Here is a 20701-nt window from a genome sequence, read left to right on the forward strand (position 1 = left end):
GTTTTATTTTTATAAGAACGTACTTATTTCTTCTACTTTTTTTCTCGGTGATGAAGCTATTTTGAAAGAATCAGGAGTATCTCCTATACTAATTAGCATAATTAAAGATTCTGAGTCTTTAATATCACCATATTTCCTCAATAGTTTGTCTTTTTTAAATGAATTACTGCAATTAAGAGGGCATGCAGCTATTTTGTAATAATGTAGTGCATACAATAAATTCATTGCCCAAATCCCACCATCTACAAACGCTTGATTTCTTTCAAATAAAGCATGCATAGCACCAAGTTCAGCAGTAACAACAATTACTTTGTTTGCTAAGTGACCAAACCCTCTATTCCCTGCTTGTGTTTTTAACAACTTTTGAACCACTTCCTTGTCTGAATATACATACACCCTAACAGATTGTCTGTTACAAACAGATGGTGCATTTCTGGCTAATTCTATTGCGCTGTATATTTTCTCCATTGGAACTTCTTTGTTAGAATAATTTCGAATACTTCTTCTTGAATTAGAAAACTCTTTAAAATTTTCAAAAGAACTATTAAAATACTCATCTCTGGTAAGTACTTTTTGATGACTGGATGGAATATTTTCAAACTTATTTGACAAGACATCAATTTTTTCCAGTAAATCTCTGTCTAGAGCATACCCGTGCTCTTCATGGAATTGCTTATACTCAAAAATAGTAGAGATTGCATGACCAACTTGATCATCACAACACCCATAAGTATCTATAAAATCATAACAATACGCTATTAAATTAAACAACTTGGACTTACCAAAACCCAACCTTGTCTCTGGCATTGTAAGGCCTTTTTCAATAACATGATAGTCTGCAACAATACGACCAAGCATTTTTTCTTTACTATTTAATCCCGTCACACCCGAGTAAGAAACATAACGCCACCAATCATTTAGATATACCGGTATTAATAGCAAATACATCACTTTTGGAAAATATTTGGGAATAATTACTTTTAAATTTATCATTTCATTTTTATTTTAAATTCACAAAATCAGGTAATTCCTTACCACTCATCAAGCAGCTGTAGAGTGTTTCCAGTTTTTTTGCTGATTGCTCCCATGTAAAATGAGCTTCAACTAAGGTACGCCCCTTCTTCCCCATTTGTTCTAGGGTTGTTTGGTCTAAGGTAAAAAAAGTGACTAACTCCTTTATCAGAACCTCTTCTACTGTATGTATTTCTATGGCTGCATCATGAGCAAAGCCCTCAGGTATATTGCATTCTTTTGTCATTAAAACAGGCAAATCCCAAGACCAGGCCTCTAACACGGTCATAGGCAGACCTTCACCGTGAGATGGTAAGATATAAGCATGGGCTTTTGCATACATTTTCTCCTTTTCTTTGTCAAACTTCGGCCCATGAAACACTACTACTGACTCTAATTGTTGTTGCACAACAATTTCCTGCAAACGTTCTTCAAAATTCTCTTGAGACCAACCTACAATATCAAGCACCCAATTTTCGAGTACTTGTGGTTCTTGCTTTTGGATGATACCCAAGGCGTTCAAAAGAATATCTATTCCCTTTTTAGGATGCAATCTTCCTAAAAACAACAAATGCTTTTTAGAATCCTTTTTGATCCTTTTCTTTAAACTCATATCCTTTGGTAAATTTATTCCATTTGGAATTAATGCAATAGGCTGCTGTATACCATAAGCTCTTATTGCATTATGTTCTGCTACAGACAAAGCTATGTAACAGTCTATTTGGTTGAATTTTTTTAGTGGAAAAAGAAAAGCACTAACAATCCTTTTAAAAAAACCTTGATTCTCTATAATATAAGGATCCAACATCCCATGTGGACTAATAACACTGATTCTTTTTGTGTAACTTTTCCATCGGTTGATCAACACATGATGAAACCTCCACAAACCATGAATATGAAGTAGTTGGTTTTCAGAAGAAAGAACACGTGATTGCATTTCTTTGGAATACAAAAAGTTATTTTCTTTCTGAAACAGTTCTATGGGCAAAGGATTCCAAGAAGGTGCATCGTTTTCTGTTTCCGCATCTTTGTATGAATAAACAGTAATGTTGTATTTTTTTGTATCAAACGCTTTGTATAAATCTCGAACTGCATCCAACAATCCTCCTGATTTTTTTGAAACGGAACAAGTTACTACTCCTACATGCATATTTCTTTCCATATTATATTGTATTTGGTTTGGTTTTAGCCTTTAATTTTAAAAAAATAAAGCACAAGATTATAGAGATAAAAAAATAACGAAAATTACTTCTTAATGGATATTGCTGATAGGCAATAAAAAACAAATATGCTGGTAGTGCCATAAGATAACCTATAAACCTATTTTCTTTAATTGTCTTATTCAAAAGAGACAAACCTATTAGCAGAATCAAAAAATACAATAGAATATATCCACCGCCAAAATGATACACCTCTACATTGGCACTGTAAGGCTCAAATACACTAATCCTATTTTGATACTTTAAATAAGAACTAAAGTTATCTATCGAACTAGGAAATGGGGAAAAAGATAAAACTTTATATTTTTCAGGGTAATCACCATTCATGTCTTTCGCTTCTGAAAACACCCAAGCGCCACCAAAAATATTTCGCGCATAAAACTTAATTTCATCCATACCTGTAGATTGAATCAAACTTATATTTCTTGGAATTTGGCTAATCCCTTGTTGGTATTTTTGACGTCCTTGAAGGGCTGACATATACGACATGGCAATAAGACAAACAATCATAAACATTTTTGCCTTTTGCCACTTGCTAGGTGTTGTGAATAAAAAAATTGCTCCTAACAAGCCCACCCAAATAAGGCCAGAGGTACGGGAATTGTTTCCTAACAAATAAATCCAAAAGAAAACACCTATGAAAAAATAAATCCACTTAAAATAAGCAACATGCTTAAGCTTTAATGTTGATAAAAAACCAAAAAAGAAAAAACACAGGATTGCATTGATGATAACTGTTTTTTTATACAATACAAGAATTGGATAAGAGGATATCCCTATTTTTTCAGGGTCCACCATATCCAAATAACTAAAATTTAATAACAAGACTTTAAAATCAACAGCTAACAAAAAAAATAACAAGAGTAGTAAATTGACAACAGCTCCAAAACAGATAATACGTACAGACTTTGGACTCTTGAGAAAAGCTAGTTTGTCTCGAAAATTTAAAGTTTCTTTTTCATTAGGTACATGAACCATACTCACCAAGGAACACAGGTACAAGCCTAGATAAAACAATTCTGTCTCCATAGTATTCTTTACATGTTGAAATTCTTCCACCCAGTAGTTACACACAAAAATAGAAGCGACGTTAATGAGTAAAAAATGCACAGACGGTTGTATCCACACTTTTCTTTTTTTCCCTAAAAAAAACAGGAACAGCAACAACAAAAAGTTAATAACTATGAAATAGGTATTCATCGTATCCTAATTGGTGATTAGTATTTTTAGCAATTTAAGTCTATTTTTTATAGAAATGGAACGCTCAAACATTGTCTTAAATAACTGACTTTTTTTAACCATATTGTGGGAATTGATTAACAAAGAAACCTTAAAATTATTGAACCATAATGTTTTTTTTGCCAAGTTATGTTTATCTATCCATTGAAAAACAGTATCTAGAGGCGAATTGTAGGGATCTTTCCAAGGTAATTGTACACCAATCTTGGCCAATTCCTTTTCTATAATTTGAACTCTAATTTGATTGGCATAACTTGTCTGCTTTGCAAGATGTTGATTGGTTATTTGTTGATTGCTTTTTCTATACCAAAGCAACACCTCCTTACAATTATGCACCTTTCCTACTTCTAACAAATCTACGATGAGTTGATAATCTTGTGCAAAACGTAATTTCTCATTGTAGGCAACACCGAGTGTTTTAAAAGCTTCCGTTTTAATTAATAATGTTGGATGAATAATTGGATTGTGTATCAATAAATCGCTCACAATATCTTTGTACGAAACTGGATAATATTTCTTTTGTAGTTTTTGTTCTTGCTCATCTATTACATGAACACGCGAACCGCAAGCGATATAATCTTCGTTCTCTAGTAAAAAAGTCACTTGTTTGCTCAACCTATCAGGCAAAGAAATATCATCCGCATCCATGCGGGCAATGTATTTTCCTTTGGCTACTTTTATTCCTTTGTTTAGAGATTTGGTCAAGCCTATGTTTTCGGTATTTTCCACAACAACAATACGTGTATCCTCTGCTGCAAAACGAGACAATACCTTACGGTTTTCTTTTCTTTCAGGATTGTCATTCACAATAATGAATTCGAAATCCGAAAAAGTTTGTGTCAGAATAGAATTAATAGCTTTTTCTAACCAATCTAGAGGTTCTGCATACACGGACATGAGTACTGATACTAACATCTATTGTAATTTTAATTTAGCTCCGATTTTTAAATCCCACTCATTTGGTTCAATAGGCTGAAAACCAGAATCATGATGAAATGTTATTTCACCAAAATACAATTTAGATTCTACTTCGTACCAATCTACTCTAGCATATTTAAAAGAACTAGAGATTTTCTCAGATAGTAAAACCATCTCATCCAAACAATTAGGTTTTTCAATATCAATATCTGATTGAACAGTTTTGACTCCATCCAATATACTTGCCCAATCAAATGGCAATCTTTGCCAATTGATATCGTACCAGTTCCTGCGATGCTCTTTTGTTCCTCTGTGTAAATCAACAGAAATCATTTCTACCTTTCCATGAATACAATGGACTTTGTAATCATAAGGAATGCTTCCACCTTTTTGCATTAAAAGTTTTTCTACTACTACTCTAGGTTTTATATTTTTATACTGCCATTCCTTGGTATGATAGTAATAATTTTTTTTCATAGCTGCTCTCATCTTATTTCGAACAGCATTTAAATCAAACTGTTTTTTATCACGTACAATTACATAGTTCCCACTATCGTGGTTTGTTTTTATTATCACTGGGTAATCGGGCAACTTATCCATAGTAAGTTGACTCACATCTTCTGTGTGAAAAACCAAAGGGATTAAATATTGCTCTCCTACTTTTTGAGCAACGTAGTCTCTAACCATATACTTATCAGCACACTGCGTGTGCAAGGGTGTCCTGTCATTTAGCTTCAACCATTGAATCTTTTCATTGAATGTTTTTGGATTTTCTAAATTTAATTGGTAACCTTGGAATTTATAAAAGTTGTTATATATAACCCTTTTTTCATCAACAATCCTAAAACGATAAAAGTCAAATATTTTCTTAGGGAATTTAAACAGAATTTTAAACCACTTATGTTCGTTATATATTTTCTTTACAAAAGGCCTAATCATATTTCCATCAATTATATTTTTTTATTACCCTAGCAGGGCTACCTACCACCACACAATTACTTGGAATGTCTTTGGTAACCACACTCCCTGCTCCTATCATTACGTTATCGCCCACAGTAACTCCCTGTAAAACAATGGTTCCAGCTCCAACTTGCACATTGTCACCAATCCTAATGCTCTCTCCATAATGTCTATCATGATTGTTTGATTTTGTTAAATCTAGCGAAATTGTAATCAGTTTAACGCCATCAGAAAGAGCTACATCATCACCTATAGTAATGGGATACGTTGCATTTATGTATACATTATTATTTAGTGCTACATTATTCCCTATTTTCAAATTTTCACCATGTACCACATTGATATTTGTCCCATACAAAGTTGGAAAGTTCTCAGAATTTGACAACTGAGTTTTTAAGTAACTTTTCAGTAAGTAAAAATGTAGCTTTTTAATTATTTTATAAAATTCCCCCATAGTCAACAATATTAGTAAATCAATTTTTTCTTAAAGGCAACCCAAAACAAACAGCTAAATATAAACACTTCTACAAGCACTGATGTAACGGAAACTGAGTAAATGGTGATACTTTCAGTAAATTTTAGTACCAAAAAGCAAAACCCAAAGAATAAAGTTCCACTAAATGCAATCATGGAAAATATTTTTTTATATCCAAACACAACCAACCTACCAGAGCCAAAAAACTGATTCAAACAAGTAAACAACGCTGCAAACACTAAAATTTGAACAATTTCTTTAGCAGCAACCATATCGTTTCCTCCTATTAATACGACCAATTGCTCACTGAAAACAAAACAGGCTAAGACTAGAACTGCTGTTATCACAAACGAGAGACCTAAAAACTTATTTATCTTACTTAAGCTTTTATTTCTTGAAATATTTGGAAAAATTGCCTGAAAGAAAATAAGCACTGGGGTTTTGATAAAGTTTAAAATTTTCTCACCCAAATCATACATTGCTACTTCTGTCATACCTAAAAAACTACCAACAACTACTTTATTAGCACTTGCATATATAGTTGTAGAGACATTGGAAATAAAGAAAGGCAAACTCTCTTTAAAATAATAGATTAATTTTCTTGTTGGTTGTACCGATAAATTTACCTTTTCACCTTTAAACATAATCATAAACCCAACAAAAGCACCGATAGCAACACCTCCTACCTGTAAAATTTGTGCTAAAAGATAATCATCATTTCTTTTAATCACAAAAAATACTAAAACAGTAAAAAGAAGCTTAACCCCTACATTAATGTAAGTTATATATTTCATTTTTTCAACGCCTTGAAAATACCATTGTGGGAATAATAACTCATTTACACTCATAAAAAAAGCAACCAGATAAACTTTATAGTTGAGCCTAAGCGAATCTACCGAAAAAACAATAGTAACATACACAACCAAACATAATACCCACAATATTATTTTATTCAAATATACTGACGAAACTATTTCATTTATATGTTCTTTAGTTTTAGCTGTAGATATCAATTGTGTTGCAGAAATGTGAAAACCAAAATTGACAAACAAAGAAAAATAAATTACCAAGGCTTGAGAGAACATCATCAATCCATAATTCTCGCTTCCCAAGGTTCTAATTAAATAAGGATAGGAAACAAATGGCAATAGAATTCTTGCAATCTGCAACAAAGTCAAGTATGAAAAATTCTCAAAAACTTTCTTATTACCTTTATAAAAATTTAAAATTCTCCCCATTAACTTCTGATTAATTGATGGCAATCTTAGATGGCATACCTAAATAAAAAACAGCATGTAATAAGATTTTATCATACTTTAAAACCACAACCAAAGATAACTTTAATCATGGATTAACAAAGTTTTTTAAAAGACTTTCATATATTTTTTTCTTGGATGTATGACATATAAAAATCCATAACCAATATATATTTTGATTATGGATTTTTTATCTATTCTGTTAGCAAGTCTCTTTATTATGACTACTCCACTTGCTTTAAGATTTCGTGACCTGCTTTTAACATGTCTACGTCTTTTTTCATCAATTTTACATCCGACTCCATCATGTCTTTTACCAATCCTGCCAAGTCGTATTCTGGTATCCAACCTAATTTTTCTTTTGCTTTGGTTGGGTCTCCAATTAACAAATCTACCTCTGTAGGGCGGAAATAAGAAGGATCTACTGATAAGATTTCTTTTCCTATTTCTACTTGGTACTCTTTGTTATTACAAGCCTTTACATATGCTTTTTCATCCACTCCTTCTCCTTTGAATTCTAATTCAATTCCAACTTCTTCAAAAGCCATGCGTACAAAATCACGTACTGTTGTGGTTACTCCTGTTGCAATTACCCAATCTTCTGCTTTGTCTGCCTGTAAAATCATCCACATCATACGTACATAATCTTTGGCGTGTCCCCAGTCACGTTTTGCTTCTAAATTCCCTAAATACAATTTATCTTGCAATCCTAAGGCTATTTTAGCCACAGCTCTAGTAATTTTTCTCGTTACAAACGTCTCACCTCTTCTTGGTGATTCGTGGTTGAATAACAATCCATTACATGCAAACATATCGTATGCTTCACGGTAATTCTTGGTAATCCAGAATCCGTAAATTTTTGCTACTCCATATGGTGAACGCGGGTATAATGGTGTGTTTTCATCATAAAAACCTCTTTCGTTTTTATTCTCTGCCAATCCTCCAAACAACTCTGAAGTAGAAGCTTGGTAAATTCTTGTTTTGTCAGTCAACCCTAACAACCTTACTGCTTCTAATATTCTTAACGTCCCTAATCCGTCAACATTTCCTACGTATTCCGGACAATCAAAAGATACTTTAACGTGAGACATTGCCCCTAAGTTGTAAATCTCGTCTGGTTGACATTCTTGGATGATACGCGTTAAGTTCATAGAGTCTGTTAGATCTCCATAGTGTAACTTTAATCTTTGGTTTGGATCGTGTGGATCTTGATACAAATGGTCGATTCTGTCTGTGTTGAACAAAGAAGATCTTCTTTTGATACCGTGTACCTCATATCCTTTTTCTAATAATAATTCTGCTAGGTAAGACCCATCCTGTCCTGTGATTCCTGTGATTAATGCTACTTTCATATTCTTTATAGTTTAATTTTTTGTTTGTATTCGATAATCGGTGACCAATGTTCGGTGTTCGATGTTCGGTGTTCGATGATCGATTGATTATTTTTATCTCTGCTACCTGTTGTCTATGCTAATTTCTTTTTCGCTTTGTAAAATCAATTAGAACAAACAATTCAGAACTGTTATAGTTTCACTTCTTTAAAATTCTCTATATTTTCTAAAAACCATTGATAGGTTTTTTCAATTCCTTCTTGCAACTCAACCTGATGTTTCCATCCCAAAGCATGCATTTTACTGATATCCATTAATTTTCTTGGAGTACCGTCAGGTTTACTACTATCCCAAATAATTTCTCCAGTATGCCCTACTGCTTTCTGAATGGTTTCTGCCAACTCTTTTATGGTTAAATCAACACCTGTTCCTACATTGTATAAGTATTCTGGCAATACATTTTCTAAGGCAAAAATAACCGATCTTGCCATGTCGTCTACAAACAAAAATTCTCTCATCGGTGTTCCACTTCCCCATAAAGTTACAGGTGTATGTCCATTTTCTTTCGCTTCGTGAAACTTACGAATCATTGCTGGCAGCACGTGAGATGTTTTTAAATCAAAATTGTCATGTGTTCCATACAAGTTCGTAGGCATTAAACTTACAAAATCTTTTCCATATTGCTTTCTAATTGCCTGACATGCTTTCACTCCCGTTATTTTTGCAATGGCATACCACTCATTTGTTGGCTCTAAAGAATCTGTTAACAAATGTTCTTCTTTTAAAGGTTGTGGAGCAAATTTTGGATAAATACACGAACTACCTAAGAAGATAAATTTTTGCACATCGTATTTATTGGCTGCATCTATCAAATTGTTTTGAATCTGCATGTTTTCCATGATGAATTGGTAAGGATAGTCGTTGTTTGCCAAAATCCCTCCTACTCTTGCTGCAGCATCAATGACTACTTCTGGCTTTTCTTCTTTAAAAAAAGCTTCTACGTCTTGTTGAGAACGTAAGTCTAATTCTGCACTTCTTTTTCCAATTAAATTGGTGTATCCTTCTTGCTCTAGGATTCTCCAAACTGCACCTCCTACCATTCCTCGGTGCCCTGCGATGTATATTTTAGCTTCTTTGTTCATGTCTTTTTTATTTAATATAAACCTCTAATAATTCTGCTTCTTTGGCTTTGATCGCTACTTGCTTTTGATTCGCTGGAATCAAAATAGTTTCCCCTTTTTTTATGTTTTCAGAAATTTGCCCTGTAGACACCTCTGCTTCTCCTTCTACACACATATAAATTACAAAAGAATCTATTTCCTTGTATTCTTTATTTACCTGACCTTCTACTTTGACATAGTTGGTGGTAAAATATTGACATGAGGCAATATTAGAACTTTTGTTAGTTATTTTGTCGTATTTGCACTTAAAATCTTTGTTAAATTTATAGTCAATTGCATCCAAAGCTAACTCTGTGTGCAGTTCTCTAGAGTTTCCTTCGCTGTCTACACGATCCCAATCATAAATACGATAGGTAATGTCCGAAGTTTGTTGAATCTCTGCAATCAAACAACCTGCACCAATAGCATGTACCAACCCTTCCTTGATAAAAAAACTATCCCCTTTGCTTACTTCTTCAAAGTTTAAGATGTCTAAAATTTTTCCTGAATTCAAAGCTTCTAAGTAAGACTCTTTGTCTAAATCTTTGGTAAAACCAACATTCAACTTAGAATCTGCATCCGCATCCATTACATACCACATTTCTGTTTTCCCAAAAGAATTGTGTCGTTCTTTAGCTAACTGATCATTTGGATGCAATTGAATGGATAGATTTTCCTTTGCATCAATAAATTTGATTAACAATGGAAATTTTTCTCCAAATTCTTGGTAAATTTTCTCTCCTACCAAATCTCCTTTGTGTTCTTTGATAATTTCTGTCAAGCTTTTTCCAGCCATTGTTCCATTGGCAACAATCGATATGTCTCCTGGAACATTAGATATCTCCCAGCTTTCTCCTGTAGTTTCACTTTCTGCTTGTTTGTTGAATAAGTTTTTCAACTTGGTTCCTCCCCAGATTTTATCTTTTAAGATGGGAGCAAATTTGATTGGATAATTGATCATTTTGGTTCTTTGTTTTTCGATGGTCGGTTTTCGGTTTTCGATTCTCGGTGTTCGATGGTCGATGTTCGGTGTTCGATGTTCGATGTTCGATGTTCGATGTTCGATGTTCGATGTTCGGTTTTCGGTTTTCGATTCTCGGTGTTCGATGGTCGATGGTCGATGGTCGGTTTTCGGTTTTCGGTTTTCGGTTTTATTTTAATGATTTAATCAATTTATGTAACATCATTTTTATTCTTATACAAACCTCGTACAATTCTTCGTATTCAGAAATTGAAATATATTTTAAATCTTTAGCCAAAAACAAATGGTAATTGGTTTCTTCTAATGAACCTTTGGCAATGTACAAAAACTGTATGTACTCTTTTTTATATTGTCGTTCTTGACCTTCCAAAATATTTGTTGGCACACTACTCGCACTTCTTCTTATTTGACTTATCAAACCATAGGTTTCTGTATTGGGAAATGTAGACGAAACCTGATAAACTTTCAACGTTAATTGATGTGCCAGCTTCCACACTTCTAATTTAGATTCCATTGTCCTTTGTCAGTTTTCAATGTTCGATTCTCGGTGTTCGATGGTCGATGGTCGATTCTCGGTGTTCGATGGTCGATGGTCGATTCTCGGTGTTCGTTGTTCGATGGTTGATGGTCGGTATTCGATTCTCGGTGTTCGATTCTCGGTGTTCGATGGTCGATGGTCGATGGTCGATTCTCGGTGTTCGATGGTCGATGGTCGATTCTCGGTGTTCGATGATCGATTCTCGATGTTCGGTTGTCGGTTTTCGATGATTGTATACCTGATACTTTATAAAAAATTATGCTTTTCCTATTTGGAAGTATTCAAAACCTTCTTCTTCTATATCAAATACATTGTACTGGTTTCTTCCATCAAAAATAATTGGGTTCTTTAATAACGATTTGATTTCCATAAAATCTGGTGATCTAAACTCCTTCCACTCAGTCAATAAAATCATTGCATCGGTATCTTCTAATGCTTTGTACTTGCTAGATACGTATTCTATTCCTTCTACTCCTTTTAAATAACACTCTTGTGCTTCGTGCATGGCTTTTGGATCGTAAGCTTTTACTTTTGCTCCTCTCTTTACCAATTCTTTTACTACATAAATTGCCGGTGCTTCACGCATGTCATCCGTTCCTGGTTTGAAAGCTAAGCCCCATAATCCAAATGTAAACCCTGTTAAATCTTCTCCGAATTTTGCTACTATTTTGTTAGCTATTACAAACTTTTGATCGTCGTTTACATTCTCTACAGATTTGATCAATCTTGCATCGTAGTTGTTCTCTTCTGCAATTTTCTTTAATGCTTTTACATCTTTTGGAAAACACGAACCTCCGTATCCTGCACCCGGATAAATAAAACTATAACCTATACGGTTGTCAGACCCAATTCCGATACGTACTTTGTTGGCATCAGCTCCTACACGCTCACAAATGTTTGCAATTTCGTTCATAAAAGAGATCTTGGTTGCTAACATTGCATTGGCTGCATATTTGGTCATTTCCGCAGAACGCACATCCATTTCAATCAATCGATCGTGATTGTGCGTAAATGTAGCATATAGTTTTCTCATCACCTTAAACGCTCTTTCTGTTTCTGCTCCTACCACTACCCTGTCTGGTTTCATAAAATCATTCACAGCAGCACCTTCTTTTAAGAATTCAGGATTAGAAACTACGTGGAACTCAATTTCCACTCCTCTTTTGTCTAATTCTTCTTGGATTGCTGCTTTTACTTTGTCTGCAGTTCCAATAGGTACTGTTGATTTATCAATTACCACCAACTTTTTTGTCATTACCTGACCGATTTGTCTTGCTACCGCCAATACATACTGTAAATCTGCAGAACCATCATCTCCCATAGGCGTACCTACAGCAATAAAAGCCACTTCTGAATTTTCTAGACCATCTTTGATATCGGTGCTAAAATGCAAGTTTCCTAATTCCACATTTTTCTTCACCAAAGGCTCTAATCCTGGTTCATAGATTGGAATAATTCCGTTTTTTAAAGCTTCTACTTTTTTTTGGTCAATATCTATACATGTTACATAGTTCCCCATTTCTGAAAAACATGTTCCTGTAACCAAACCTACGTATCCTGTTCCAACTACTGTAATATTCATCTTATGTTATAATTTACCGTTTACTTTTTCTTTGTCTAATACTCCTTTTACATCATAGATTATTCCATTGGGCTGACACCATTTTTGGATTTCTATTGCGATCAATTCTTTGTGTGGCACTGCTAAAACGACTGCCTGATATTTTTTTGTTGCCAACTTCGGCACCATTTCTATTTGATATTCTTTTTTAACCTCTTCTGTATTTACCAAAGGATCGTATACATCTACATGCATTCCATAATCCTGCAACTCCCATACAACATCCACCACTTTGGTGTTTCTAACGTCAGGACAGTTTTCTTTGAACGTAATTCCCAATACCAACACCTCAGCTCCTTTAATCACCCCTCCTTTTTGTATCATCAGCTTGGTTACTTGCGAGGCCACATATGCCCCCATGCTATCGTTCATTCTTCTACCTGCCAAAATAATTTCTGGATGATAACCATATTCTTGTGCTTTTTGAGCCAAGTAATAAGGGTCTACTCCGATACAATGTCCTCCTACCAAACCTGGTTTAAAAGGCAAAAAATTCCATTTGGTTCCTGCTGCTTTTAACACCTCTGCAGTATCAATCCCCATCAAATTAAAGATCTTAGACAATTCATTCACAAAAGCAATGTTGATATCTCTTTGTGAATTTTCTATCACTTTGGCTGCTTCTGCCACTTTAATGGTAGGTGCCAAATGTGTACCTGCTGTAATTATGGAACTATAAACCTCATCAATCTTTTTTCCTATTTCAGGCGTAGAACCCGCTGTAACTTTTAATATTTTATCTACTGTATGCAGCTTATCTCCTGGATTGATTCTTTCGGGAGAGTAGCCCACATAAAAATCTTTATTGAATGTTAACCCCGAGACTCTTTCCAATACCGGCACACAGTCTTCTTCGGTAGCCCCAGGATAAACGGTAGATTCGTATACAACTATATCTCCTTTTTTTAGCACCGCACCTACTGTTTCACTTGCTTTGATTAAAGGAGTTAACACAGGACGATTGTTTTTATCTACAGGGGTTGGCACTGTGATTACATAAAAATTACATGTAGCCAATTCTTCTGAGCTATCTGTACATAGCAAGCCCTTTGATGCGGTCTCTAAATTTTCCTGTAATACAGACTTTAGCAATTCCTCTTCAATCTCTTTGGTTTTATCTTTTCCTTCATTTAATTCAGCTACGCGCTGTTTGTCTATATCAAATCCTACTGTTTTGTACTGGGTAGCAAACAACCTTGCCAACGGCAATCCCACATACCCCAATCCTATAACCCCAATTTTCATACTCCTTAATTATCAAGACACAAATATATATTAATCCTTCTAAACCTATGTTAAACTAATTTTGTTTTTACGTAAACGGATGTTTGCTTTTAGACTTGTAAAATAACGCGTGTACTTTTTCCTCTTTTGGTTCAGAAAACTCCGCATTTCGAATTTCATGTACCATCTGGATGGAATTTCGCGCATCATTTAATCCAAAACCTTTTCCTTCAAGTATTGCTTTGTAACTTTCGGTATGCAATTCCGTAAAACCTCCACTAAACTCAATTTCCTCACCGTCCACCGTAATAGAGCGATATGTTCTTTGCTCCTTGGCTTTAATTTCTTCTGGAATTAAATCGTAATTAATGGACAAAAACCATTTTACCTTGGCTTTTTCAAACAAAAAGTAACCACACGCTCGGTCGTGTGTGTGCTCAAACACCAAGTTCTCTTTTAACTCCCCAAACACCCAAGATAACATATCAAAAAAATGCACTCCGATGTTGGAAGCAATTCCTCCTGACTTTGTTTTTTCTCCTTTCCATGAAGCATAGTACCACTTTCCTCTAGAAGTTAAATAAGTCAAGTCTACATCAAACACTTTTCCTTTAGGAGCTTGTGCTACTTTTTCTTTTAAATCTAAAATAGCTTGATGATGTCGTAGTTGAAGAATGGTGTAAATTTTTTTACCTGTTTCCTTTTCAATGGCTTGTAAGGCATCTATATTCCAAGGATTCAGCACCAAAGGTTTTTCACAAATTGCATGAGCCCCTGATCGCAAAGCCATACGAATATGAGCATCGTGCAAGTAGTTGGGTGTACAAATGCTTACGTAATCTAGCTTAATTCCTTTTTCACGCTTTAACTTTTCAATATGCCTGTCAAATCTTTCAAACTCTACAAAAAAAGAAGCCTCAGGAAAGTAAGAATCCATGATTCCCACACTGTCATTTTTATCTAAGGCTGCCAACAACAAGTTGCCTGTTTCTTTGATTGCTTTTAAATGCCTTGGAGCTATATAGCCCGCAGCCCCTATCAACGCAAAATTCTTAATGTCCTTCATGTATTCGACAACTGAAAAGTTATACAGGTCAAATATAGAAAAATCATACTGACAAAATGAAGCAATCAGAAATAAAAAAACCTGTCATATGACAGGTTTTTAATTTTAGTGGGCGATGAGGGATTCGAACCCCCGACCCCCTCGGTGTAAACGAGGTGCTCTGAACCAACTGAGCTAATCGCCCTTACGGGTTTTATTTTTGGTGGGCAATGAGGGATTCGAACCCCCGACCCCCTCGGTGTAAACGAGGTGCTCTGAACCAACTGAGCTAATTGCCCTTAGCGGGTGCAAATATAACACTTAATTTGATATCTACACCCGTTTTTTAAAAAAAATTACAATAAATTTTTATCGTACTTTCCAGCGTATTCTCGTATCTGTTTAACTTCTTCACTTTTATCTTTGGATATCAACAAAATACAATCATCTGCTTCAATAACAACTACGTGATCTATTCCTCTAGTTGCAAATACAGGTTTTGAAGCTAATGCATAAGAATTCACTACATTTTCCCCTTTAACCATATGAAACAGATCATCATCTCCAAAATCTTTGGCATAAGAAATCAGTGAGTCAAAAGAACCTAAATCCGACCAAATAAAATGAGACTTTACCATTTTTAAGATTTTAGACTTTTCTAAAACCGCAAAATCAATACTGTCTTCTGGAATTTTTTCCATGTCCTCTTTTTTAATCGCTCCGTCTTCACAATTGCTGTAAGCTGCTACACAAGCTTCATACATTTCAGGTTGGTATGTTTTTAATTCGTTTAAAAACACCGAAGCTTTGAAACAAAACATTCCTGAGTTCCAGCAAAAATTCCCTGAACGAATGTAACGAATTGCCAAATCTTTGTTTGGTTTTTCTCTAAATCCTTTTACATCCTCTCCATCGTACTCGATGTATCCATAGCCTGTTTCAGGTTTTAACGGTTGTATTCCAAAGGTTACAATATTCCCTTCTTTTGCCAATCTGATGGTATTTTGCACCGCCAATTTATATTCTTTCATATCCCCAATCATATGATCTGATGGCGTAATGAACATGATATCTTCTGGGTCTAATGCCAAAGCAGCCAAAGCGATTGCTGGTGCTGTATTTCTTCCTACAGGTTCTACAATTTTTTTATCAATCGAGAATCCCAAATCTTTGGCTTGAGCTTCGGCCATTACCAACTGTGTTTTGTTAGTAACCAACATAAAATCATCTACCAAAGCCTCGTTTCTTAATACTGTGTACTGAAACAAAGATCTTTCTTTTCCTTCAAAAATTTTTAAAAATTGTTTAGGATCTGTTTTTCTTGAAATAGGCCACAATCTAGAACCTACACCTCCACTAAGCACTACATTTACAATCTTTCCCATAAATATTGATTATTTTAAATTATTATATATTTTGTACCAATCGATGAATTTTTTCACCCCTTCTTCTACAGTCGTGTTAGGACTATACCCATAATCCTCTATCAATTCCGTTACATCTGCCCATGTTTTGGCCACATCTCCTGGTTGCATATCCATCATATTTTTCTGTGCTTTTTTTCCCAGATTTTTTTCGATGTTCTCTATGTAATCGCTTAGTTTTACTGAATTGTTGTTTCCTATATTGTACACTTTGTACAATTCATTTTTCTCTTTTCTAGTTGCTACCTCCCCTTCTATAATTCTCATCACCCCCTGAACTATGTCTCCTACATAGGTAAAGTCGCGCTCCATTTTTCCATGATTGAATACTTTTATAGGTTCTTCTTTTCTAATGCCTTCTGCAAATAAATACGCTGCCATATCTGGTCTTCCCCAAGGCCCATAAACTGTAAAGAAACGCAAACCTGTAGTTGCAAAACCAAACAAGTGTGAATACGTATGTGCCATCAATTCATTGCTTTTTTTAGAAGCAGCGTATAAACTAATAGGCGTGTCTACCGTGTCTTTGGTAGAAAATGGAATCTTAGAATTTAACCCATACACACTAGAACTACTTGCATAAACCAAGTGTTCTACCTTTGTATGCCTACAGGCTTCTAATAGATTTACATACCCTACAATATTGCTATCTACATAAGCATGTGGATTTTCAATACTATACCTCACTCCCGCTTGTGCTGCTAAATTGCAGACTACTTGAAATTGCTCTTGTTGAAACAATTGATTGATGGCTTCTCTATCCTCTAAGTTGATTCGGATAAATTTGAAGTTTTTTGATTGTGAAGTTGTTTCCTGTCCAAAAACGGCAGCTGTCTCCTTGTCAACCCCTAGTTGATTTAAACGAGCATACTTTAAATTTACATCGTAATAATCATTGATATTGTCAATTCCCACCACCTGGTGATCTCTGCTTAACAGTAATTCTGACAAATGGTATCCAATAAACCCTGCAGCTCCTGTAACTAAAATCTTCATTTGTTAACCTATTTTAGTTGACAAATATATTATTTTAATCCATGCTAGGCTTTATTTCAATTTTAAGTTTTGTTAAATAATCTGCAACAACAAAGGTACTCCCCCCAATATAGACCAAATCTTTATCTTTAGCCATTAGTAAAGCTTGTTCTACTCCTGCTGCTACTGTCGGATAACTTTCTCCCATCAACCCTAACTCATTCGCTTTGGATTTTAGCAATAGCTCAGACATTCCACGTTGTATTGCGGGTTTTACAAAGTAGTAGTTTGCCTTTTTAGGCAACAAAGGCAACACACCCTCTAAGTCTTTATCCTCTACCACCCCAAACACTATATGCAATTCCTGATAGTCTTCTTTAAGCAATTGCTCAACTACCAAAGCAATACCCTCTTTATTGTGTCCTGTATCGCATATTATTTTTGGAGCAGCTTGTATCTGCTGGTATCGACCTAACAAACCTGTGTTTTTTATCGTGTTCTTTAAACCGTTTTCTAGAGCTTTTTCTGAAATCTTAATCCCTAGTTCTTGTAAAACTCTACAGGTTTGCACTGCAGTTTTTAGATTTTTTTGTTGGTACACTCCTTTTAAATCACAATCCCAAGCTATTTTTGACAATTCAAAAGCCTTGTACAATGTTGCTTTTTTCTTTGTTGCAATGGATTGAAACACAGGAAAAGTCTCCGAATGATACTCCCCAATTACTACAGGACGTTCTGTTTTGATAATTCCTGCTTTTTCTGCAGCAATCTCTGGTAAGGTAGTTCCTAAAAATTGAACGTGATCTAAACCAATGTTGGTAATGACCGACACCAAAGGATGCAACACATTGGTAGAATCTAACCTTCCTCCTAAACCTGTTTCTAAAACCACAAACTGAACCTTAGCTTCTCTAAAATACTCAAAGGCCAATCCTACAGTCATTTCAAAAAAAGACAGAGAATTTTGTTCAAAAAAACTTTGATGCTTTTGAACAAAATCAACTATGTACGCTTCTGAAATTTCCAAACCATTGATCTTGATGCGCTCTCTGAAATCTATCAAATGTGGAGATGTATATAAGCCTACTTTGTACCCTTGCTCCTGCAATACGGAGGCTATCATATGGCTAGTAGACCCCTTTCCATTGGTTCCTGCAACATGAACTGCTTGAATGTGCTGTTCCGGATGCTTTAAATACTCCATTAACAACCAAGTGTTAGACAAATCTTTTTTGTACGCACTCGCTCCTTGACGTTGGTACATCGGCAGTTGACGAAACAACCAATCTAAAGTTTCTTGATACTTCATTTACTCTGACAAGACAAATTTATAACGAATAAAGCCTACTTGTTTTTGAGGAGCGTTTCCATCAGGATTCCACTTTGTTGCCAAGGCCGCTTTTTTAGCAGGCTCTAACAAACACGGACTATTGTTGGTTGTTCCTTTTATTCCCGGAGTTGCCTTGATTACTTTTCCATTATTGTCTACCTCTATCCTAACCACCACTGTTCCTTCTTCATTACAGCTTGGCTTTCTTACTGGCTTAGACAAAGCTCTCCTTCCCTTTAACAAATAGTTTCCATCGCCTCCAAAACCATCGTTTCCGTAGTACTTGTTGCTATTAGGATCTCCTTGCTGGCTGCCTTTAGCTCCTGACTGTGCATCGTCTCCCTCTCCTTGGGCTTCCTCTCCCTGAGAAGGATTGCCAAACAGGTTGTTTAGTGCATTTTGTGCTTCTTTATTGGGTGTTGGCTTTTTAGGTTTCGGTACTTCTTTTTCCTCAGGCTGTGCTTTTTCGGTTGTTTTTTTCTCTACTTTTTTTACAATTTCTTTTTTTTCCTCTTGTTTTTTTTCTTCTACAACAGGAGCTTGTTCTGTGTTTTGTGTCAACACTTTTTCTTGAGTAGCAGGTTTGGGTTCTGAGGGTATCGGCTCTGGTGCTGCTTTTTGCGTATTTTTTGGTGCAGATTGAATGGTTTTGTTCACTTTGGGAGTTCCCGAACCTACATCCGAAGTTCCAAAATTGATTGCAACACCGTATTCTTCCGGAGGATCTTGGTATCTAAGTCCTGAAAAAAACAACAAAAAAATCACCAATGTTGTAAAAACAATGGTATACGCTGCTGATTTTTTTTGGTACGGTGTTTCTAACATTTCTTAATTTCCTTTGACTGCTAAAATCATTTTGATTTTGTTCCTGTTGGCAATGTCAATTACCTGCATGATGTTTTTATATGCCGACTCTTGATCTCCTCGAATCACCAACGTTCCTTCTTTTTCGGAAGTTAATCTTTGCAACAAGGTATTTTCTAGCTGATTGAATTCTACTTTTTCTGTATCTACATAAAAATTTCCATCGCTGGTTACTGAAACAGAAATCACCCCTTTGTTTTCCGTTTTTCCACCTGCTTTAGGCAACAAAACATCTATAGCGTTAACGGTTACCAAAGTAGAAGTCAACATAAAAAAAATCAACAACAAAAACACAATGTCTGTCATAGACGACATGCTAAATTCAGCACTTATTTTGTTCCTTCCTTTTATCATGTCTTACATCGGTTCGTTTAACAAATCCAGAAACTCTACACTTTTAGCCTCCATTTGATACACTACTTTGTCTGTTTTTACTACCAAATGATTGTAAGCCACATACGATAAAATCCCCACAATCAATCCTCCAACGGTTGTGGTCATAGCCGTATACAATCCATCAGACAACATTTTTATATCTATTTGCCCACCTGAATTGGCAATTTCGTGGATAGAAACAATCATTCCGATAACTGTTCCTAAAAAACCAATCATAGGAGCAGCTCCAGAAATGGTAGCCAACACACTAATATTTTTTTCTAACTTATATACTTCTAGCTTTCCTGCGTTCTCGATTGCTGTATTGATATCCTCTAAAGGTTTTCCTATTCTAGACACTCCTTTTTCAATTAAATTTGCTACGGGAGCATCATTTTTTTGGCTCAGCGACTTGGCTCCATCAATATTCCCCATACTGATTTGCTCTTTGATCTGATTCATAAAATCTTTGTCTATTTTACTAGCCGATTTGATGGCCAAAAAACGTTCGATGTAGATGTAAAAAGCCACAATTAACAAAACAAACAAAATCCCCATAATAATTTGTCCCCCTACACCTCCATCTAAAATAAGCTGCATGATGGATAATGTCTTTTCTTGCGTTGCCTCTGAAGCCATTGCTTCTACTTGATTTTCTTCCATAATAGAACCCCGTTTATTTACAAAACGAAAATACAATTAATTATTGCATCTTTTACAACAAAAAAGGACTAATCATAAGGTTCCTTTTTA

20 protein-coding genes and 2 tRNA genes are annotated in these 20701 nt (G+C 35.1%); all 22 read right to left on the minus strand.

The window, feature by feature from the left end; translation table 11 throughout:
- Window positions 1-9 precede the first annotated feature (9 nt).
- Window positions 10-993: a nitroreductase family protein gene (locus FS85_RS16255; protein WP_010136869.1), complete on the minus strand. Its 984-nt coding sequence runs from the start codon at window positions 991-993 to the stop codon at window positions 10-12.
- Window positions 994-1000: 7 nt separating this feature from the next.
- Window positions 1001-2173, minus strand: a complete 1173-nt coding sequence (locus FS85_RS0113405) for a glycosyltransferase (protein ID WP_010136870.1) — start codon at window positions 2171-2173, stop codon at window positions 1001-1003.
- A gap of 1 nt (window position 2174) precedes the next feature.
- Window positions 2175-3260, minus strand: a complete 1086-nt coding sequence (locus tag FS85_RS0113410; RefSeq protein WP_139062224.1) for a hypothetical protein — start codon at window positions 3258-3260, stop codon at window positions 2175-2177.
- A 177-nt stretch (window positions 3261-3437) separates the two neighbouring features.
- Window positions 3438-4385 carry a glycosyltransferase gene (locus FS85_RS16260; RefSeq protein WP_010136872.1) on the minus strand — a complete coding sequence of 316 codons (948 nt, stop codon included), beginning with the start codon at window positions 4383-4385 and terminating at the stop codon, window positions 3438-3440.
- Entirely contained in the window at window positions 4386-5327 is a 942-nt protein-coding gene (locus FS85_RS0113420) for an ATP-grasp fold amidoligase family protein (RefSeq protein ID WP_010136873.1), read from the minus strand.
- Window positions 5328-5334: 7 nt separating this feature from the next.
- Entirely contained in the window at window positions 5335-5667 is a 333-nt protein-coding gene (locus FS85_RS15795) for an acyltransferase (protein ID WP_202797936.1), read from the minus strand.
- Between the two features lie 146 nt (window positions 5668-5813).
- On the minus strand, window positions 5814-7061 hold the full coding sequence (locus tag FS85_RS0113430) for an oligosaccharide flippase family protein (RefSeq protein WP_010136875.1): 1248 nt from the start codon (window positions 7059-7061) through the stop codon (window positions 5814-5816).
- A 242-nt stretch (window positions 7062-7303) separates the two neighbouring features.
- A complete protein-coding gene (gmd, locus tag FS85_RS0113435; RefSeq protein ID WP_010136876.1) occupies window positions 7304-8431 on the minus strand; it encodes a GDP-mannose 4,6-dehydratase in 1128 nt (375 codons plus the stop codon).
- 170 nt (window positions 8432-8601) lie between these two features.
- Window positions 8602-9552 (minus strand): GDP-L-fucose synthase family protein, encoded by a 951-nt coding sequence (locus tag FS85_RS0113440; RefSeq protein WP_010136878.1) that lies wholly within the window; start codon window positions 9550-9552, stop codon window positions 8602-8604.
- A 7-nt stretch (window positions 9553-9559) separates the two neighbouring features.
- Window positions 9560-10531 carry a type I phosphomannose isomerase catalytic subunit gene (locus tag FS85_RS0113445; protein ID WP_010136879.1) on the minus strand — a complete coding sequence of 324 codons (972 nt, stop codon included), beginning with the start codon at window positions 10529-10531 and terminating at the stop codon, window positions 9560-9562.
- Between the two features lie 190 nt (window positions 10532-10721).
- On the minus strand, window positions 10722-11066 hold the full coding sequence (locus FS85_RS0113450; protein ID WP_010136880.1) for a four helix bundle protein: 345 nt from the start codon (window positions 11064-11066) through the stop codon (window positions 10722-10724).
- A 280-nt stretch (window positions 11067-11346) separates the two neighbouring features.
- Entirely contained in the window at window positions 11347-12672 is a 1326-nt protein-coding gene (locus FS85_RS0113455) for a UDP-glucose dehydrogenase family protein (protein ID WP_010136881.1), read from the minus strand.
- 6 nt (window positions 12673-12678) lie between these two features.
- Window positions 12679-13956: a nucleotide sugar dehydrogenase gene (locus FS85_RS0113460; RefSeq protein ID WP_010136882.1), complete on the minus strand. Its 1278-nt coding sequence runs from the start codon at window positions 13954-13956 to the stop codon at window positions 12679-12681.
- 67 nt (window positions 13957-14023) lie between these two features.
- Window positions 14024-14992, minus strand: coding sequence for a Gfo/Idh/MocA family oxidoreductase (locus FS85_RS0113465; RefSeq protein ID WP_029489493.1), 969 nt, complete (start codon window positions 14990-14992; stop codon window positions 14024-14026).
- A gap of 118 nt (window positions 14993-15110) precedes the next feature.
- Window positions 15111-15185: transfer RNA gene (locus tag FS85_RS0113470), tRNA-Val, on the minus strand.
- Between the two features lie 16 nt (window positions 15186-15201).
- Window positions 15202-15279: transfer RNA gene (locus tag FS85_RS0113475), tRNA-Val, on the minus strand.
- Window positions 15280-15336: 57 nt separating this feature from the next.
- Window positions 15337-16365 (minus strand): mannose-1-phosphate guanylyltransferase, encoded by a 1029-nt coding sequence (locus FS85_RS0113480; RefSeq protein WP_010136884.1) that lies wholly within the window; start codon window positions 16363-16365, stop codon window positions 15337-15339.
- 9 nt (window positions 16366-16374) lie between these two features.
- Entirely contained in the window at window positions 16375-17400 is a 1026-nt protein-coding gene (locus FS85_RS0113485; protein ID WP_010136885.1) for an NAD-dependent epimerase, read from the minus strand.
- Window positions 17401-17434: 34 nt separating this feature from the next.
- Window positions 17435-18688 (minus strand): bifunctional folylpolyglutamate synthase/dihydrofolate synthase, encoded by a 1254-nt coding sequence (locus tag FS85_RS0113490; RefSeq protein WP_010136886.1) that lies wholly within the window; start codon window positions 18686-18688, stop codon window positions 17435-17437.
- Window positions 18689-19534, minus strand: coding sequence for a hypothetical protein (locus tag FS85_RS0113495; RefSeq protein ID WP_010136887.1), 846 nt, complete (start codon window positions 19532-19534; stop codon window positions 18689-18691).
- Window positions 19535-19537: 3 nt separating this feature from the next.
- Window positions 19538-19927, minus strand: a complete 390-nt coding sequence (locus tag FS85_RS0113500) for an ExbD/TolR family protein (protein ID WP_010136888.1) — start codon at window positions 19925-19927, stop codon at window positions 19538-19540.
- Between the two features lie 3 nt (window positions 19928-19930).
- On the minus strand, window positions 19931-20611 hold the full coding sequence (locus tag FS85_RS0113505; RefSeq protein ID WP_010136889.1) for a MotA/TolQ/ExbB proton channel family protein: 681 nt from the start codon (window positions 20609-20611) through the stop codon (window positions 19931-19933).
- Between the last annotated feature and the right edge of the window lie 90 nt (window positions 20612-20701).

Origin of the sequence: Ochrovirga pacifica (assembly GCF_000220525.1) — a bacterium.
Taxonomy (GTDB): domain Bacteria; phylum Bacteroidota; class Bacteroidia; order Flavobacteriales; family Flavobacteriaceae; genus Ochrovirga; species Ochrovirga pacifica.

Coding starts and splice junctions, on each gene's coding strand:
- gmd (WP_010136876.1), bottom strand. CDS start 8,431: ATGAAAGTAGCATTAATCACAGGAATCACAGGACAGGATGGGTCTTAC.
- FS85_RS0113485 (WP_010136885.1), bottom strand. CDS start 17,400: ATGAAGATTTTAGTTACAGGAGCTGCAGGGTTTATTGGATACCATTTG.
- FS85_RS0113430 (WP_010136875.1), bottom strand. CDS start 7,061: ATGGGGAGAATTTTAAATTTTTATAAAGGTAATAAGAAAGTTTTTGAG.
- FS85_RS16255 (WP_010136869.1), bottom strand. CDS start 993: ATGATAAATTTAAAAGTAATTATTCCCAAATATTTTCCAAAAGTGATG.
- FS85_RS16260 (WP_010136872.1), bottom strand. CDS start 4,385: ATGTTAGTATCAGTACTCATGTCCGTGTATGCAGAACCTCTAGATTGG.
- FS85_RS0113405 (WP_010136870.1), bottom strand. CDS start 2,173: ATGGAAAGAAATATGCATGTAGGAGTAGTAACTTGTTCCGTTTCAAAA.
- FS85_RS0113445 (WP_010136879.1), bottom strand. CDS start 10,531: ATGATCAATTATCCAATCAAATTTGCTCCCATCTTAAAAGATAAAATC.
- FS85_RS0113455 (WP_010136881.1), bottom strand. CDS start 12,672: ATGAATATTACAGTAGTTGGAACAGGATACGTAGGTTTGGTTACAGGA.
- FS85_RS0113490 (WP_010136886.1), bottom strand. CDS start 18,688: ATGAAGTATCAAGAAACTTTAGATTGGTTGTTTCGTCAACTGCCGATG.
- FS85_RS0113420 (WP_010136873.1), bottom strand. CDS start 5,327: ATGATTAGGCCTTTTGTAAAGAAAATATATAACGAACATAAGTGGTTT.
- FS85_RS0113480 (WP_010136884.1), bottom strand. CDS start 16,365: ATGGGAAAGATTGTAAATGTAGTGCTTAGTGGAGGTGTAGGTTCTAGA.
- FS85_RS0113450 (WP_010136880.1), bottom strand. CDS start 11,066: ATGGAATCTAAATTAGAAGTGTGGAAGCTGGCACATCAATTAACGTTG.
- FS85_RS0113500 (WP_010136888.1), bottom strand. CDS start 19,927: ATGATAAAAGGAAGGAACAAAATAAGTGCTGAATTTAGCATGTCGTCT.
- FS85_RS0113410 (WP_139062224.1), bottom strand. CDS start 3,260: ATGGAGACAGAATTGTTTTATCTAGGCTTGTACCTGTGTTCCTTGGTG.
- FS85_RS0113440 (WP_010136878.1), bottom strand. CDS start 9,552: ATGAACAAAGAAGCTAAAATATACATCGCAGGGCACCGAGGAATGGTA.
- FS85_RS0113495 (WP_010136887.1), bottom strand. CDS start 19,534: ATGTTAGAAACACCGTACCAAAAAAAATCAGCAGCGTATACCATTGTT.
- FS85_RS0113460 (WP_010136882.1), bottom strand. CDS start 13,956: ATGAAAATTGGGGTTATAGGATTGGGGTATGTGGGATTGCCGTTGGCA.
- FS85_RS0113505 (WP_010136889.1), bottom strand. CDS start 20,611: ATGGAAGAAAATCAAGTAGAAGCAATGGCTTCAGAGGCAACGCAAGAA.